The sequence below is a fragment of the Streptomyces sp. NPDC031445 genome (genome assembly GCF_055581365.1).
In genome coordinates this window covers 41,787-57,161 of record NZ_JBVIJO010000008.1, presented here as the reverse complement: position 1 = coordinate 57,161, position 15,375 = coordinate 41,787, and the positions used below count along the sequence as shown (strand labels likewise).

General features: G+C 74.5%; 17 protein-coding genes and 1 pseudogene. 11 read left to right on the top strand and 7 right to left on the bottom strand.

Annotated elements, in window-relative coordinates; all coding sequences use genetic code 11:
- The first annotated feature begins 47 nt into the window (after positions 1–47).
- Together ACZ5DC_RS21605 and ACZ5DC_RS21600 are read left to right on the top strand one after the other, a co-directional pair.
- The gene (locus ACZ5DC_RS21605) at positions 48–1,175 is read left to right on the top strand and encodes an alpha/beta hydrolase (protein WP_468654989.1); all 1,128 of its coding nucleotides are present in this window, start codon (positions 48–50) and stop codon (positions 1,173–1,175) included.
- A gap of 214 nt (positions 1,176–1,389) precedes the next feature.
- Entirely contained in the window at positions 1,390–2,808 is a 1,419-nt protein-coding gene (locus tag ACZ5DC_RS21600; protein ID WP_468654987.1) for a hypothetical protein, read from the top strand.
- Positions 2,809–2,864: 56 nt separating this feature from the next.
- Here the strand turns inward: ACZ5DC_RS21600 and ACZ5DC_RS21595 are convergent.
- Positions 2,865–3,007, bottom strand: a pseudogene (locus ACZ5DC_RS21595) (VOC family protein); the annotation flags it as partial.
- A gap of 209 nt (positions 3,008–3,216) precedes the next feature.
- Here ACZ5DC_RS21595 and ACZ5DC_RS21590 point away from each other — a divergent pair.
- From ACZ5DC_RS21590 to ACZ5DC_RS21575, 4 genes are all read left to right on the top strand, one after another.
- Positions 3,217–3,909: a hypothetical protein gene (locus ACZ5DC_RS21590; protein ID WP_366753727.1), complete on the top strand. Its 693-nt coding sequence runs from the start codon at positions 3,217–3,219 to the stop codon at positions 3,907–3,909.
- 93 nt (positions 3,910–4,002) lie between these two features.
- Entirely contained in the window at positions 4,003–5,601 is a 1,599-nt protein-coding gene (locus ACZ5DC_RS21585; RefSeq protein ID WP_468654985.1) for an ABC-F family ATP-binding cassette domain-containing protein, read from the top strand.
- Between the two features lie 335 nt (positions 5,602–5,936).
- Positions 5,937–6,158 carry a helix-turn-helix domain-containing protein gene (locus ACZ5DC_RS21580; protein WP_004002281.1) on the top strand — a complete coding sequence of 74 codons (222 nt, stop codon included), beginning with the start codon at positions 5,937–5,939 and terminating at the stop codon, positions 6,156–6,158.
- Between the two features lie 116 nt (positions 6,159–6,274).
- Positions 6,275–7,078: an enoyl-CoA hydratase/isomerase family protein gene (locus ACZ5DC_RS21575; RefSeq protein ID WP_468654983.1), complete on the top strand. Its 804-nt coding sequence runs from the start codon at positions 6,275–6,277 to the stop codon at positions 7,076–7,078.
- Between the two features lie 30 nt (positions 7,079–7,108).
- Here ACZ5DC_RS21575 and ACZ5DC_RS21570 read toward each other — a convergent pair whose 3' ends face one another.
- The gene (locus tag ACZ5DC_RS21570; RefSeq protein ID WP_468654981.1) at positions 7,109–7,834 is read right to left on the bottom strand and encodes a nucleopolyhedrovirus P10 family protein; all 726 of its coding nucleotides are present in this window, start codon (positions 7,832–7,834) and stop codon (positions 7,109–7,111) included.
- A gap of 100 nt (positions 7,835–7,934) precedes the next feature.
- Here ACZ5DC_RS21570 and ACZ5DC_RS21565 point away from each other — a divergent pair, with 100 nt between their 5' ends.
- Genes ACZ5DC_RS21565 through amaP form a run of 5 tightly spaced genes read left to right on the top strand, consistent with a single transcriptional unit; the run spans position 7,935 to position 10,302 of the window.
- Entirely contained in the window at positions 7,935–8,405 is a 471-nt protein-coding gene (locus ACZ5DC_RS21565; RefSeq protein ID WP_468654979.1) for an Asp23/Gls24 family envelope stress response protein, read from the top strand.
- A 46-nt stretch (positions 8,406–8,451) separates the two neighbouring features.
- On the top strand, positions 8,452–8,646 hold the full coding sequence (locus ACZ5DC_RS21560; protein WP_366753732.1) for a hypothetical protein: 195 nt from the start codon (positions 8,452–8,454) through the stop codon (positions 8,644–8,646).
- The gene (locus tag ACZ5DC_RS21555; protein WP_468654977.1) at positions 8,643–9,056 is read left to right on the top strand and encodes an Asp23/Gls24 family envelope stress response protein; all 414 of its coding nucleotides are present in this window, start codon (positions 8,643–8,645) and stop codon (positions 9,054–9,056) included. The genes ACZ5DC_RS21560 and ACZ5DC_RS21555 overlap by 4 nt, the downstream gene beginning before the upstream one ends.
- Positions 9,053–9,718, top strand: coding sequence for a DUF6286 domain-containing protein (locus ACZ5DC_RS21550; protein WP_468654975.1), 666 nt, complete (start codon positions 9,053–9,055; stop codon positions 9,716–9,718). Before ACZ5DC_RS21555 ends, ACZ5DC_RS21550 begins: the two co-directional genes overlap by 4 nt.
- Positions 9,715–10,302, top strand: a complete 588-nt coding sequence (gene amaP / locus ACZ5DC_RS21545) for an alkaline shock response membrane anchor protein AmaP (RefSeq protein WP_468654973.1) — start codon at positions 9,715–9,717, stop codon at positions 10,300–10,302. Before ACZ5DC_RS21550 ends, amaP begins: the two co-directional genes overlap by 4 nt.
- Before the next feature lie 74 nt (positions 10,303–10,376).
- Here the strand turns inward: amaP and ACZ5DC_RS21540 are convergent, their stop codons facing one another.
- From ACZ5DC_RS21540 to ACZ5DC_RS21520, 5 genes are all read right to left on the bottom strand, one after another.
- The gene (locus ACZ5DC_RS21540) at positions 10,377–11,132 is read right to left on the bottom strand and encodes an SDR family oxidoreductase (RefSeq protein WP_468654971.1); all 756 of its coding nucleotides are present in this window, start codon (positions 11,130–11,132) and stop codon (positions 10,377–10,379) included.
- 5 nt (positions 11,133–11,137) lie between these two features.
- Complete coding sequence (locus tag ACZ5DC_RS21535) at positions 11,138–12,922, bottom strand: glycoside hydrolase family 15 protein (RefSeq protein WP_468654969.1); 1,785 nt, start codon at positions 12,920–12,922, stop codon at positions 11,138–11,140.
- Between the two features lie 268 nt (positions 12,923–13,190).
- A complete protein-coding gene (locus ACZ5DC_RS21530) occupies positions 13,191–14,021 on the bottom strand; it encodes an SURF1 family cytochrome oxidase biogenesis protein (RefSeq protein WP_468654967.1) in 831 nt (276 codons plus the stop codon).
- Between the two features lie 16 nt (positions 14,022–14,037).
- A complete protein-coding gene (locus tag ACZ5DC_RS21525) occupies positions 14,038–14,271 on the bottom strand; it encodes a hypothetical protein (RefSeq protein WP_189985138.1) in 234 nt (77 codons plus the stop codon).
- Positions 14,272–14,370: 99 nt separating this feature from the next.
- Entirely contained in the window at positions 14,371–15,354 is a 984-nt protein-coding gene (locus ACZ5DC_RS21520) for a DEDDh family exonuclease (protein ID WP_468654964.1), read from the bottom strand.
- Between the last annotated feature and the right edge of the window lie 21 nt (positions 15,355–15,375).

Genomic DNA, 15,375 nt, shown 5'->3' with positions numbered 1-15,375 from the left:
CCCCGCTTCCGCTGGCCGGTGGCTGCGGCCCCGCCGACACTGGAGCCGTGCGCACCCTCAGAGCCACCGCCGCCGGGCTCACCGCGGTCCTGGCCGCCGGGATGGCGTCCGTCGCCGCGGGCCGGCTCGCCAGCGACGCCGCGCTGAAGGCCCCGGCGGGCCGCCCGCTGCCCACCGAGCCCCGCCTCACCGTGCACGGCACGGCCGCCGGCCAGATCACGCTCACCCGCGACCTGGCGACCCTGCGCCCCGGCACCTACGGCCTCGCCGGCGACGGCTCCCACGCGGTCGTCGGCCCCGTCCTGGAGGGCGCCCAGCACACCGCCGACACGGTCGTACGGCGTCTGGAACGCGTCACCCACGGCACCTTCGCCCCCGGCGACGCGGCCTGGCTGACCCCCAACGTGCACGTCGGCGACCCCGCATCCGCCCTCGGCCTCGACCACACCGACGTCACCGTGCCCGGCGAGCTGGGCGCCCTGCCCGCCTGGTTCGTGCCCGGAGAGCGGGACACCTGGGTGATCGCCGTGCACGGCCTCGGCGCCACCCGGGAACACGCCATGAACGTGATGGGCTTCCTGCACGGCCGCCGGCTGCCCGTCCTCGCCCTCGCCTACCGCGGCGACCTCGGCGCCCCGCGCCCGCCGGACGGCCTGAACCACCTCGGCGACACCGAGTGGCGGGACGTCGAGGCGGCGATCGCCCACGCCGTCCGCCACGGCGCCCGCCGGGTCGTCCTGCTCGGCTGGTCCACCGGCGCCACCATGGCCCTGCGTGCCGCCGAGCACTCCGCGGTCCGCGACCGCGTCGCCGGACTCGTCCTGGACTCGCCGGTGCTCAGCTGGGAGGCCACCCTGCGGGCCCTGGCCAGGGCCCGCCACACCCCGCGACCGCTGCTGCCGCTCGCCGTGCGGGCCGCGCAGGGCCGGGCCGGGCTGCACGCCGGCCGGGTCGCCGAGATCGCCGACCCCGGCCGGCTCCGGGTCCCCACCCTGATCATCCACGGCCCCGGCGACCGGGTCGCCCCCTGGAGGTTCTCTCGCGCGCTCGCCCGGCGCCGCACCGACCTGGTCTCCCTGCACACCGTCGCGGACGCCCCGCACGCGGCGATGTGGAACGCGGACCCCGAGGAGTACGAGGAGCGGCTGCGGCGGTTCCTGACCCCGCTGATGTGACACCAGGGGCTGCTGTGGCACGGGTGCCTTCCCGGCCGGCAGGGCGCCCGGGAGCCCGTGCCGCCGGCACCGGCGCGAAACATTCCGTTTAAGGGCGTACGACTGGCGCGATCGTGCCTCCCCGGCCCGTGCGCACCCGGTGCGTTGGCCAGCCCCGTCGCCCGCCGTGACATTCCGTTTGGGTTTTCGGACCGTCAACCGGAAGACTGCACCCGTGACGTCCCGTATCCCGCGCGACTCCAGGCTCCGACTCGTCCGACCGCGACCCCTGGCCGCCGCCCCCAGAGCTGTGAACCAGCGGCGCCCGCGCCGCCCCGCACCCCGGCCGCCGGAGGGCACCCCCGCACCGGCCGAACTGGCCGGAATGGCCCGCGCCGGTCTGGCCGGCGCGGTCCGCGTCGCCCGCTGGGCCGACACCGCACTCGGCCCCGGCCGCGACGGCGCCACCACCGACGGCAAGGCCACCCTCTCCGGCGCCACCGCCCGACGCGCCGCCGCCGACCTCGGCCTGAGCGACGCTCAGGTCCGCGCCCACTGGGACACCGCCCGCCTCGCCGGACTCGTCGAGGTGCACGGCGACAGCGCGCGCCCCGGCTGGCGACTGCGCGCCTGGGACCGCGACGACAGCGCCGTGCTGCGCGGCTGGGTCGCCCTCTTCGACGCCTGGTCGCTCGCCTGCCCCGAACCCGACGGACACGAGCCGGCCGCCGTCGCCGAGGTCGTCTCGGCCATGCCCCAGGTGCTCTCCTTCCTCCAGCTGTCCGCCGGACCGGTTCCCGTCGAGCAGCTGCTCGACCTGCTCCAGCAGCGGGTCACCGAACTGCGCACCGAACGCTGCGAGGTCGCCTACGAACCCGGCACCGGACAGCCCGCCGGAGCCCCGGGCCCCGCGGACCCCGCCCCGGCCGCCGACGCCCCGCTCGCCCCCCTGCTGGACTGGGCGCTGCGCGCCCTGGCCTCCGTCGGCGCCCTCACCTACGGCGGCGGCCAGGCCACGCTCACCCCGCTCGGCAACTGGGCGGTCTGGGTCAAGCTGGAGCAGATCTGCGTGGCCGCGCAGAGCCCCGCCGGCAACATCGAGCAGTCCGCCGAGGACATGCTGCGCGGCTGCGCCCAGCTCCGCCCCAACGCGGCCCGCGCCGAGTACCGCGCCTGGCTCGCCGCCCGCCCCGTCGGCAGCGCCGTCACCGAGCTGATCGCCGCCGCCCGGGGCGACGACGCCCTGCTGCGCGGCCTGGCCTTCGAGGCGCTGCGCGTCGTCGGCGCCCCCGCCGAGCCCGACGTACGGTCCGTCGTGGACGAGCCGGCCCTGCGGCCGTACGCCCTGCTGTGGCTGGCCGAGCACGACGGCGTCGACCCGGAGGACGCCCACGAGGTCCTCACCCGGGACGAGGCCACCTGGCTGTGGGTGGACACCGCCGCCGCCGTCGCCGACCACGGCGAGGCGCCGATGCTGGTCCGGCACCTGGAGTCCGCGGTGCAGCCCACCGTGCCCCAGCTGCTCGACGAGGTCCGCGCCGTCGGCCACCCGCGCACCGTGCAGGTCCTGGTCGCCCTCGCCGCCGCCCACCCCGACCCGGCCCTGGCCAAGGCCGTCCGCCGGGCCGCGTTCCAGGTGCACACCGGAGGCTGAGCGCGGGCCGGGCGCGGTGCGGCGGGGGAGCGGCTCGGACGCCGGTCCCCGGCGTACCCCTCGGCGTCCCCGGCCATGGAGTCCCGGGAGCCGCGGTCCCGGTCCGTCGGGGCATCAGGATCCGCACCCGGTGCTCCACGGCCCGCCGGTGGTGGGCGTCCACGTCGTCCACCACGTCGTCCACCACGACGTACACCCCGTTGGTCGTCCTGCGTCTCGTCCACCGACAGCCCGGTGAAGCCCAGGCCCAGGGCCTTCCGTGCCGATGACCCTACGCCCCGGCGGACGCCCCCGCCCCGCCGAACGGGGGGACTTCCCGTCCCGCCCGCCCGGCCGCCCCGCCGGCCCGGCCCGCGGTGACTACGCTCGGCGGCTGATCCTGGGACGGTGGTACCCGAAGGGGGTGAGGTGGCACTTCCACCCGTGGGCCGCCTCGCCGTCGCCCTCCTCCTGGCCGTCGTCACCCTCGGCCTCCTCGGCGCGGCCCGGCAGCTGCGGCCGGTTCCCTACGGCGACCGGCTCCTGACCGCCGGGCCGGTCACGGGGACCTGGGCGGCGCGGGTGCGGGACGGTGCCGTGGCCGGCCACGACAGCCGTACCGGAGCGCTCCGGTGGCGCTACGCGCGCCCGGGGCACCGGCCCGTCGACGTGGTGCACGCGCGCGGGGAGGCGATCGCGCTCTGGGACGACGGTCTGCTCACCGACACCGACGGCCGGTCCGTGCGCTGGCACCGGGCCCTGCCCGACGCGGCCGAGTGGCTCCCGGCCCAGGGCGGCACCGGCGTGCTGCGCCCCCTCGGCCGCGGCATCCTCGCCGTCGTCACCCCCCGCCGCGTCACCGCCTACCGCACCGCCGACGGCGACCTGCGCTGGGTGCTGCCCGCCCGGGACGGCTGCGCCTTCCTGCCCGGGAGCGCCGTGCGCCGGGGCGCCGCCCTGCTCCTCGCCCAGCCCTGCGCGGACGCCGCGTGGACCGGCCAGCTCGTGGCCCTGGACGACCTGGGCCGGATCGCGCCCGGCCGCACCCCGCTGGGCAACGGATCCCCCGCGCCCGCGCCCCGGCGGACCGGACGCGGTAAACCGCTTGCACGGCCCCGTTAGACTTTCCCCCATGGCCTTTCTCCTCGCGCATTAGACGGCGGGAACGTCCTCAGCCGCCCACCCGCCAACCCCTGTACGCCCTGGAGTCTGTCCGTGATCTCCGCCTCCGGTATCGAGCTGCGCGCCGGTGCGCGCGTCCTCATCGAGAACGCCACCTTCCGTGTCGCCAAGGGCGACCGCATCGGCCTCGTCGGCCGCAACGGCGCAGGCAAGACCACCCTCACCAAGTGCCTGGCCGGTGAGGGCATCCCCGCGGGCGGCACGATCACCCGCTCCGGCGAGGTCGGCTACCTCCCGCAGGACCCCCGCACCGGCGACCTGGACGTCCTCGCCCGCGACCGCATCCTCTCCGCGCGCGGACTCGACGTACTGATCCGCAAGATGCGCGACAACGAGCAGCGCATCGCCAACGGCAAGGGGTCCACCCGCGAGAAGGCCCTGAAGCAGTACGAGCGCCAGGAGACGGAGTTCCTCACCAAGGGCGGGTACTCCGCCGAGGCCGAGGCCGCCACGATCGCCGCCGCCCTGAACCTGCCCGACCGGGTGCTCGGCCAGCCGCTGCACACGCTCTCCGGCGGTCAGCGCCGCCGCATCGAGCTGGCTCGCATCCTGTTCTCCGACGCGGACACCCTGCTCCTGGACGAGCCGACCAACCACCTCGACGCCGACTCGATCATCTGGCTGCGCGACTACCTGAAGACCTACCGCGGCGGCTTCATCGTGATCTCCCACGACGTCGACCTGGTCGAGACCGTCGTCAACAAGGTGTTCTACCTGGACGCGAACCGGTCCGTGATCGACATCTACAACATGGGCTGGAAGCTCTACCAGCAGCAGCGCGAGGCCGACGAGAAGCGCCGCAGGCGCGAGCGCGCCAACGCCGAGAAGAAGGCCGCGGCGCTCAACGCCCAGGCCGACAAGATGCGCGCCAAGGCCACCAAGACGGTCGCCGCGCAGAACATGGCCCGCCGCGCCGAGAAGCTGCTCTCCGGCCTCGAGGACGTCCGGATGTCCGACAAGGTCGCCAAGCTCCGCTTCCCGGAGCCCGCGCCCTGCGGCAAGACCCCGCTGATGGCCGAGGGCCTGTCCAAGTCGTACGGCTCGCTGGAGATCTTCACCGACGTCGACCTGGCCATCGACAAGGGGTCCCGAGTGGTCATCCTGGGCCTCAACGGCGCCGGCAAGACCACCCTGCTGCGGCTCCTCGCGGGCGTGGAGACTCCGGACACCGGCCGGGTCGTCCCCGGTCACGGGCTCAAGCTCGGCTACTACGCGCAGGAGCACGAGACCCTGGACGCCGACCGCACGGTCCTGGAGAACATGCGCTCGGCCGCCCCCGACATGGACCTGGTCGAGGTCCGCAAGGTGCTCGGCTCGTTCCTGTTCTCCGGCGACGACGTCGACAAGCCGGCCGGTGTCCTCTCCGGCGGCGAGAAGACCCGGCTCGCCCTCGCCACGCTCGTCGTCTCCTCGGCGAACGTGCTGCTCCTGGACGAGCCGACCAACAACCTGGACCCGGCCAGCCGCGAGGAGATCCTCGGCGCCCTGCGCACCTACAAGGGCGCGGTCGTCCTCGTCACCCACGACGAGGGCGCCGTCGAGGCGCTCCAGCCGGAGCGGATCATCCTGCTGCCGGACGGCGTCGAGGACCTGTGGGGCTCCGACTACGCGGATCTCGTCGCCCTGGCCTGACCGAAGGACTGATCCACTGGGTCTGGATCATTCGGCCCATCGGTGATCCATCATCTGTGTGAGATCTCCTCGTACCGCGGTGTGTCGTACACGCATTTTCCGGCCGATCCCCCGGCTGTCGGGGGATCGGCCGCCGCGCGTTCCTGACCTGGCACTTCACGATTCCACCCGGACGGCCCTATGGGCCGCACCCCATGGAATCTGCTCTTCCGCTTGTGGGGACCGGCTCCTGTCGTCACAACGATGTCTCACGGACCTTGCCGAATGGGTGGCCATCACGCCCAGGAGGGGTGATCATGAGGAGACCAGAGCGCACTTCCCATGAGGAGGCACGGGTGGCCGAGACTCTGAAGAAGGGCAGCCGGGTGACCGGCGCCGCGCGCGACAAGCTCGCGGCAGACCTGAAGAAGAAGTACGACTCCGGTGCGAGCATCCGGGCGCTGGCCGAGGAGACCGGCCGCTCGTATGGCTTCGTGCACCGGATGCTGAGCGAGTCGGGCGTCACGCTCCGTGGGCGTGGCGGAGCGACCAGGGGTAAGAAGGCCGCTTCGTCCTGACTCCGGGCGGCCCATCGGCTTCGATGGTGGCCACCCGGTCGGCAGACCGACCGGCCGGGTGGTTACTGTGCAGTCACTTAGCTTGCTCTGCTGACCGCACCCATCGGAGGCGCCCCATGGCTTCGCCCGAGCAGGACCTCGCTCCCGCACTCGACAAGGACGGCGTACGGCTCACCGTCGACGACACGCTCGCCACGGTGACGCTGACCAACCCGGCCAAGCGCAACGCGCAGAGCCCGGCCCTATGGCGGGCGCTCGCCGAGGCCGGGCGGCTGCTGCCGGGCTCCGTCCGGGTCGTCGTGCTGCGTGGCGAGGGCAAGTCCTTCTCCGCCGGGCTGGACCGTCAGATGTTCACCCCGGAGGGGATCCCGGGCGAGCCGACCTTCATCGATCTCGCGCGCCGTGACGACGCCGGGATCGACGCGACCATCGCCGAATACCAGGAGGCGTTCACCTGGTGGCGGCGGACCGACATCGTGTCCATCGCCGCCGTCCAGGGGCATGCCATCGGGGCCGGCTTCCAGCTCGCGCTCGGCTGCGACCTCCGCGTCGTCGCCGACGACGTGCAGTTCGCCATGCGCGAGACCAGCCTCGGCCTCGTCCCCGATCTGACCGGCACCCACCCGCTGGTCGGCCTCGTCGGATACGCCCGCGCGCTGGAGATCTGCGTGACCGGACGCTTCGTCGGCGCCGACGAAGCGGTGTCGAGCGGGCTGGCGAGCCTCGCCGTGCCCGCCGGCGAACTGGACGCGGCCGTGCGGGACCTGGCGGCGGCGATCATGGCCGCGCCCCGGGACGCGGTCGTGGAGACCAAGGCGCTGCTGCGCGGTGCCCTCGACCGGACGTACGAGGAGCAGCGCGCGGCCGAGCGGGCCGCCCAGACACGACGGCTGCGGGACCTGGCCGGCCTCGGCGAGTGAGCCGGCACCCGGGCGGGCGCCCGAAGACGGTCAGCCCACCGCGGTGACCAGCACGGCCACCGTCGGACGGTCCGGCAGGGCCTCCCGCACGGCCGCGCGGACCTGCCGGGCCACGTCCACGGCCCGGTGGGCCGCGCCGGTGGCCAGTTCCACGCGGATGTGACGGCGTGGCAGGGCCGCCTCATCCGCGTACTCCTCGATGCGCACCGCCCGGCCCACACCGCCGAGGGACCCCGTCAGCCGGAGCACCCCGGGGACGGCCAGGGCCGCCTCCGCCACCGCTGTTTCGTCCGTGCCCACCGGCTCCTGGGCCGGCGGCGGTTGCGGGACACCGGCCGCCGGGGCGGGCGGGGCGTCCGGCTCCAGCAGCTCCGTCGCCCGCAGGTCGATCTCCGTCACCGCCAGGCCGAGCCGTTCCGCCGCGGCCCCCGCGAGGACGAGCCGCAGCCGGGACGCCGCCGTCGGCAACGGCTCGGCGGCCGTCGCGGCGAAGTCCGCCGTCACCCGCAGCGGACCCGGCGGCAGCGCGCTCGGCGGCGCCGGCACGACGGGCTCCGACAGGTCCCGCGGATCGGCGAGGGCGATCCGCAGCGCGCCCAGGCGCACTCCCGGCGCCCCCTCCGCCGCCGCGCGCCGCAGCACCGCCCCGGCCGCCTCCTCCGTGATCCACGCGCCGTCGCGCGGGCCGCCGAGCGGCAACAGCCTGCCCAGCCCCACCTGATGCCGCACCACCTGTGCCCACCGGTCCACCGTCATTCCACCAGCCTGCCGTATCCACGGCGCGCGACGGCGCAACCTTGCATACCGTGGTCGGAGAAGGACGACCGAGCGGGTGCACCGAAAGGGACGTACGGCGATGACCGACACGACGACCACCCCTGAAGGCGGCCACGAACCGCAGGTACCGGCCCGCAAGGCCACCCGGCGCGGCGGCGGCGACCCGGCGACCCGGGGCCGCACCACCATCGCCGACGGAGTCGTGGAGAAGATCGCCGGCCTCGCCGCCCGGGACGTGGTCGGCGTCCACACCATGGGCAGCGGCCTCGCCCGCACCTTCGGCGCCGTACGGGACCGGGTGCCCGGCGGCGGCAAGTCGGTGACCCGGGGCGTCAAGGCCGAGGTCGGCGAGGTGCAGACCGCGCTCGACCTGGAGATCGTCGTGGACTACGGCGTCGCCATCGCCGACGTCGCCCGCGCCGTACGGGAGAACGTGATCGCCGCCGTGGAACGCATGACCGGCCTGGAGGTGGTCGAGGTCAACATCGCGGTCAGCGACGTCAAGCTGCCCGAGGAGGAGGAAGAGGAAACGGAGTTGCGGATCCAGTGACACCCGGCACCCGAGACCGTACGCCCGACGAGCTGAGGAGCGCCGCATGAGCATGGCCGTGGTCGGCATGATCGCCGGAATGGCGCTGGGGTTCGCCGGCTACTTCGGCGGCTTCGGCGCGTTCCTCCTGGTCGCGGCGCTGGGCGCCGTCGGCTTCCTCGCCGGCCGGTTCGCCGACGGCGACCTGGAACTCGGTGACGTCTTCCGTACCCGCGACGAGCGGCGGGACCGGCGGCGGTGACCCCGGTGAGCGCCGGCACCGCCCCCGGCACAGTCACAGCGCACCCCCCGTCGCCCCTCGTGCCGCCGGCCGAGCGCGGCGCCACCCGGATCGCCGACCGGGTCGTGGCCAAGATCGCCGCGCAGGCCGCACGCGAGGCCCTCGCACCGCTGCCCGGTGCCGCCGCCGCGCCGCACGCCACGGTCGTCGTGGCCCAGCAGACGGCCCGGGTCCGCGTCCGGGTGGAACTCGGCTACCCCGGTGACATCCCCGCCCGGTGCGCCGCCGTACGCAGTCACGTCACCTCGCGTGTCGGCGCGCTGACGGACCTGAAGGTGCCGGAGGTCGCCGTGGAGGTGGAACGGCTGCATCCGACGACGGGAACAGGGGCCGGGCCGATGAGCACGACGGGTCAGGGGGCCGGCCGATGAGCAGGGCGGGTCAGGGACCGGCCGGGGAGCACGACGCCTCGGCGGAGGGACCGGTGGGCGGGACGGGGAGCGCCCCGGCCGTCGCCGAGCCGCCCGATGCCGCACCGCCCGCCGGGAAGGGCAGCGGACGCTTCTGGTCGCCGCGCCGCACCCCCGCCGCCGTCGTCGCCGCCCTGCTGGCAGCCGGCGCCGGACTCCTGCTGTACGACATCGCCGCCGTACGCGCCCACCGCCCCGCGATGCACTGGCGGCGCGTCCTCGCCCGGCAGCTCGCCGAACGGCCCCTGGACGACACCTGGGTACGGGTCGGCGCGGGCGTCGCCGCCGCGCTCGGCCTCTGGCTGATCGTCCTCGCGGTCACCCCCGGCCTGCGCTACCTGCTGCCGATGCGGCGCCCGCACCCCGGCGTCCGGGCCGCCGTCCGGCGCGGCGCCGCGGCACTGTTCCTGCGCGACCGGGTCATGCAGGTGTCCGGCGTGCGCGATGCACGCGTGTGGATGGGCCGCCGGAAGGCCGACGTCCGGGTGGTCTCGCACTTCCGGGACCTGGACGACGTACGCGCCGACCTGGACACCGTGCTCGCCGAGGCGATCCGGGACCTCGCACTGGCCCGCCCGCCCAGAGCGGCCGTGCGCGTGGCCCGGCCCGGACGGAAGGGGTGAGCGCGGTGCGCGGCGGTCTCCACCGCGTCCTGCTGGCCCTGGCCGGGCTGCTGCTGCTCGCGCTCGGCGGCGTGGTCCTCGCCGTCGGCCTGGGCGTGCGGCTTCCCTCCTGGTGGCCGCACACCGGTCCGCACGACGTCCTGCTCAGCCGGGCCGAACGCACCCACTACCGGGGCGCCCCCTGGTGGTGGCCGGCGGTCATCGCCGCCCTGACCGTCCTGGTCCTGCTCGCCCTGGCGTGGCTCACGGCGGCGCTGCGCCGCCACCGGCTGACCGAGCTGCTGGTCGACACCGGCGACGGCGGGGAGGCGCACCTGCGGGGCACGGCGCTGCAGAACGCCATGACGGCCGAAGCGGCGGCCCAGCCGGGCGTGGCCAGGGCGCGCGTCCTCCTGGGGGGCCGCCGGACGGCTCCGCTGGTGCGGGCCTGGCTCCGGCTGGAAACGGACGCGGCCCCGGCCGGGGCCCTGACCACGTTCACCACCGGAACGCTGGCCCACGCGCGCGAGTCGGCGGGCCTGGCGTCGCTTCCGGCGGAGGTCCGGCTGGGCGAGGTCGGACACCGCGCGGAGAGGGTGACGTGACGGCCGCGGTTCCCCGGGCCTCTCGTCCGGATCATGCCGGGCCCGCTGATCCGGCCTGACCCGGACGAAAGGACCTAGAACCCGTGCCGCGTCCCGCCGTCCACCGGCACCATGACCCCCGTCACGTAGGAGGCCGCCGGGGACAGCAGGAACGCCGCCGTCCGTCCGAACTCCTCGGGCGTCCCGTACCTGCGCAACGGGATGCGGGACTCGTTCGCGGCGCGGGTGGCCTCCGGGTCCGCGGACAGCCCGTCCAGCTCCCGCATGCGATCGGTGGCGATGCGTCCCGGCAGCAGGCCCACCACCCGGATCCCGCGCGGCCCCAGCTCGTCGGCGATCGACTTGGCGAACCCGGCGAGTCCGGGCCGCAGCCCGTTGGACACGGTCAGCCCCGGGATCGGCTCGTACACCGAGCCCGACAGCACGAACCCGATGACACCGCCCTCCTCCAGCTCGGCCGCCGCCGCGCGGGCGAGCCGTACCGCGCCGAGGAACACCGACTCGAACGCGGCGCGCCACTGCTCGTCGGTGTTGTCGGCGACGAACCCCGGCGGCGGCCCGCCCACGCTCACCAGCACGCCGTGGAAGCCGCCGAAGTTCTCCCGGGCGGCGGCGATCAGCCGCCCGGGAGCCTCCGGGTCGGCGTTGTCCACGGCCACGCCCACCGCGTTCGGGCCCAGTCCGGCGGCCGCCTCGGCGACCCGCTGCTCGTCACGGCCGGTGACGACCACCTTCGCCCCGTCGGCGACGAGTTCCCGCGCGGTGGCGTTGCCCAGCCCGCGCGTCGCTCCGGTGACGACGTACACCCGGTCCTTCAGTCCAAGATCCATGGCCCCTATCCTGCCCGGTCGTCCCCGTAGAGGATCAGCGCGGTGTTCACCAGGCCGACGTGGCTGAACGCCTGCGGGAAGTTGCCCAGCTGGCAGCCGTCCACGGGGTCGTACTCCTCGGCCAGCAGACCCACGTCGTTGCACAGGCCCACCAGCCGGTCGAACAGCTCCCGCGCGTCCTTCGTCCGGCCGGTCAGGTGCAGCGCGTCGGCCAGCCAGAACGAGCAGGCGAGGAAGGCGCCCTCGCCGCTCGGCAGGCCGTCGATCACCGAGTCCCCGGTGTCGTAGCGGCGCAGGAAGCCGTCGTGGCCGAGGTCGTCGCGGATCGCGTCGACCGTGCCGGCCGCCCGCGGGTCGTCCGGCGGCAGGAACCCGACGCGCGGGATGAGCAGCAGGGAGGCGTCGAGCTCCCGGGAGCCGTAGTACTGGGTGAACGTGTTGCGCTCCCGGTCGAAGCCCTTCTCGCAGACCTCCCGGTGCACCTCGTCGCGCAGCCGGCGCCAGCCCTCCAGGTCGCCCTGCGACTCCGGGTGCCGCTCCAGGGTCTTCACCGCCCGGTCGGCGGCCACCCACACCATCACCTTGGAGTGCACGAACTGGCGCCGGCCGCCGCGCACCTCCCACAGGCCCTCGTCCGGCTGCCGCCACGCCGACTCCAGGAACGTCATCAGCGAGCGCTGCATGGCCCACATGTGCGGCTTCGTGGGCAGGCCCGAGGAGCGGGCCAGCGACAGCGAGTCCATCACCTCGCCGTACACGTCCAGCTGGAGCTGGTCGACGGCGTCGTTGCCGACGCGCACGGGGGAGGAGCCGGCGAAGCCGGGCAGCCAGGGCAGCTCGGTCTCCCGCAGCCGCCGCTCGCCCGCGACGCCGTACATGATCTGGAGCTCTGCCGGGTCGCCGGCGACCGCGCGCAGCAACCAGTCGCGCCAGGCCTCGGCCTCCTGCTGGAAACCGGCCGCGAGCAGCGCGCCGAGCGTGAGGGTGGAGTCGCGCAGCCAGCAGTACCGGTAGTCCCAGTTGCGCACGCCGCCCGGCTGTTCGGGCAGTGAGGTGGTGGCCGCGGCGACGATCCCGCCGGTCGGGGCGTAGGTGAGGGCCTTGAGGGTGATGAGGGACCGGACCACGGCGTCCCGGTACGGTCCGTCGTACCGGCACTGGCGGGCCCAGCGCCGCCAGTCGGTGACGCTGCTCTCCAGTGCCTCGTACGGGTCGATGAGCGGCGGGCGTTGCTCGTGCGAGGGGTGCCAGGTGAGCACGAACGCGACCCGCTCGCCCTCCGCGACGGTGAACTCCGCGTGGGTGCCGTAGTCCTCGCCCCAGGTGTGCACGGACGGCTCGGTGCGCAGCCAGACGGAGTCCGGCCCGGCGACGGCCACCCGGTGGCCGTCCGAGCGGCGCACCCACGGCATGACCGAGCCGTAGTCGAAGCGCAGGCGCAGCGTGCTGCGGACGGTGACGCGGCCGCTGACGCCCTCCACGATCCGTACGACGTCGGGGGCGCGGTCGCGCTGCGGCATCAGGTCGGTGACGCGCACCACGCCGTCGGCGGTCTCCCACTCGGTGTCGAGCACCAGCGTGTCGGTCCGGTAGGCGCGGCGGGTGCAGACGTCCGCCCCCTTCGGCGCGATCCGCCAGTAGCCGTGGTCCTCGTCGCCCAGCAGCCGGGCGAAGCAGGAACCGGAGTCGAAGCGCGGCAGGCACAGCCAGTCGACCGAGCCGTCCTTGCCGACCAGGGCCGCGGTCTGCTCGTCGCCGATGAGGGCGTAATCCTCGATGCGCGCGTTCACGGGATGCGGTTTCCCGGGCGGCCACGGGGCGAATCCGGTGGAACGCCGGGAGAGTGACCTTTCCGAACGGCCGGTGGGCTGGGGGACTGCTGAGAGGCTCCGGAGGCGTGGCCGCTCGCACGGTGGCGGACTGGCGGCAGGCGTGGCTCGGTCACATCGGGCGGTCGGCCGGGAGCGTGGCTCGTTGCACCGTGCCCGTTGGGCCGGCGGGCCCTGCCCGTTCGTGCCCGTGCCCGTGCCGGTGGCCGATCGCCGGGAGGCGGCCCGCCTACACCGTGGCCGGTTCGGTCTCCTTCGGCTGCTGCTGTGCCGCGGCCTCCTCCTGGTCGCGGATCTCGCGCCGGACCAGGAACCACCAGCCGACCGGCACGGCCGCCGCGAACAGCCACCACTGGATCATGTACGCGTAGTTCAGCGGCGCGTCCTCGCTGCCCGGGTCGGAGATCTGCTCCGGGGAGCCGCCCTTGGGCTCGGGCGCCGTCTGCTGGATGTAACCGCCGAGCACCCGCGCGCCGAGCCGCCGGGCCTCCTCCGCGCTGTTGATCAGCATGATCTGCCGGTCGGGGAGGCCCTCGACGTTCTTGATGCCGCTCGCCGAGGTCGTCTCGTCGGCCATCAGCCGCCCGGTGACGGTGGTCCGGCCGGCCGGCGGGGCGGGGATCTTCGGGAAGGCGGTCTGCGCGCCGTTCGCCGGGATCCAGCCGCGGTTGACGAGCAGCACCTTGCCGTCGTCGAGGACGAACGGGGTGAGGACGTGGAAGCCGACCTCGCCGTCGGCGTTCGTCCGGCGCCGGACCACGACTTCCTTCGCCGTCTCGAAGGTGCCGGTCGCGGTGACCGTGCGGTACTTGTCGGCGCGGGTCACGGCGTGGCCGGGGGAGGTCAGCCGCTCGACCGGGACCGGCTCGGCGTGCAGCGCGGCGGAGACCAGGTCGTTGCGGGCGGTGCGCTCCTCGTAGCGGTGCTGCTGCCAGAAGCCCAGCCTTATCATCGTCGGGATCAGCGCGATCGCGACGAGGGTGAGGATCACCCACTGGCGGGACAACAGGAAGCGGTAGCGGTGCACCCCACGACGGTACCTCCGAGCCGTGGGGCGCATTCAGGCGGGTACCGGGTCAGACCCGGTCGACGATCCCGGTCCTCCCCTCCTGGCGGGCGCAGTGCGCGCCGCAGTACCAGTGGCCCTCCACCTCCACGCCCTGGCCGATGATCTGCACCCGGCAGTGCTCGCAGACCGGTGCCATGCGGTGGATCGCACAGGAGAAGCAGTCGAAGACGTGCACCGCGCCCTGCGCGTGCACCTCGAAGGTCATTCCGTAGTCGTTGCCGCACACTTCGCATGTCGCCATGGGCCACAGGGTGGGCCGTCGCCGATGCCCCGGCGAGCGGGCGCCGGGTGAGTCGTCCGGCAATCACCCGATCGTACGACGGCCCGACACGCGGTGCGTTCACCCGTCGGCGGGCTCCACGTCCCCCAGCAGCTGCCCGAACGCGGCCTCGTCCACGATCGGCGTGCCGTACTGCCGGGCCTTCACCGTCTTCGACGTGCCCGAGTCGGGGTCGTTGGTCACCAGCAGGCTGGTCAGCCGGGAGATGCTGGTGGCGACGTGCAGCCCGGCCTCCACGGCCCGGTCCTCCAGCAGCTCCCGCTCGGTCGACGTGTCACCGGAGAAGGCCACCCGCATGCCCTGTTTGAGACGTTTGCCGTCTTCATAGCGGCCCGGGTTGGGATAGGGGCATGCGGGCCTTTTGCGGGAAGGGCGCCAACCGCCGGTCCGGTAGCCGCCGTAGCCACCCGACGCCTGCCGGGGCACGGGCCGGTCGGACCACTCCGTCAGCGGCCGGCACTCCAGCAGCGGCAGCCGTAGGCCGCCCGCCGCCGCGGCCCGCAGGCTGGGCCGGAACGCCTCCGCCAGCACGCGCGCGTCGTCCAGCGCGTGGTGCGCCCGCTGCTGCACCACCCCGAAGTGCGCCGCCAGGGACTCCAGCTTGTGGTTGGGCAGCGGCAGCCCCAGCTCCTTCGACAGGGCGATGGTGCACAGCCGCTGCCGCACCGGCGCCTCGCGCCGCACGCGCGCGTACTCCCGCGCGATCATCTGCCAGTCGAAGACGGCGTTGTGCGCGACGAGCACCCGGCCCTCCAGCCGGGCGGCGAACTCCTCGGCGATGTCCGCGAACAGCGGCGCGCCGGCCAGCGTCTCGCTCGTCAGACCGTGTATCCACACCGGGCCCGGGTCCCGCTCCGGGTTGACCAGCGTGTACCAGTGGTCCTCGACCTCACCGCGCGCGTCCAGCCGGTAGACGGCAGCGGAGATGATCCGGTCGTCCCGGGCCAGGCCGGTGGTCTCCACGTCGACGACCGCGTATCCCAGCGGATACGCGGCCGGCCACTGGGTGGCGGAGGACACTGCGGTCGCACGGTCTTCGAGCATGGTCACTGAGGATACGGGCCA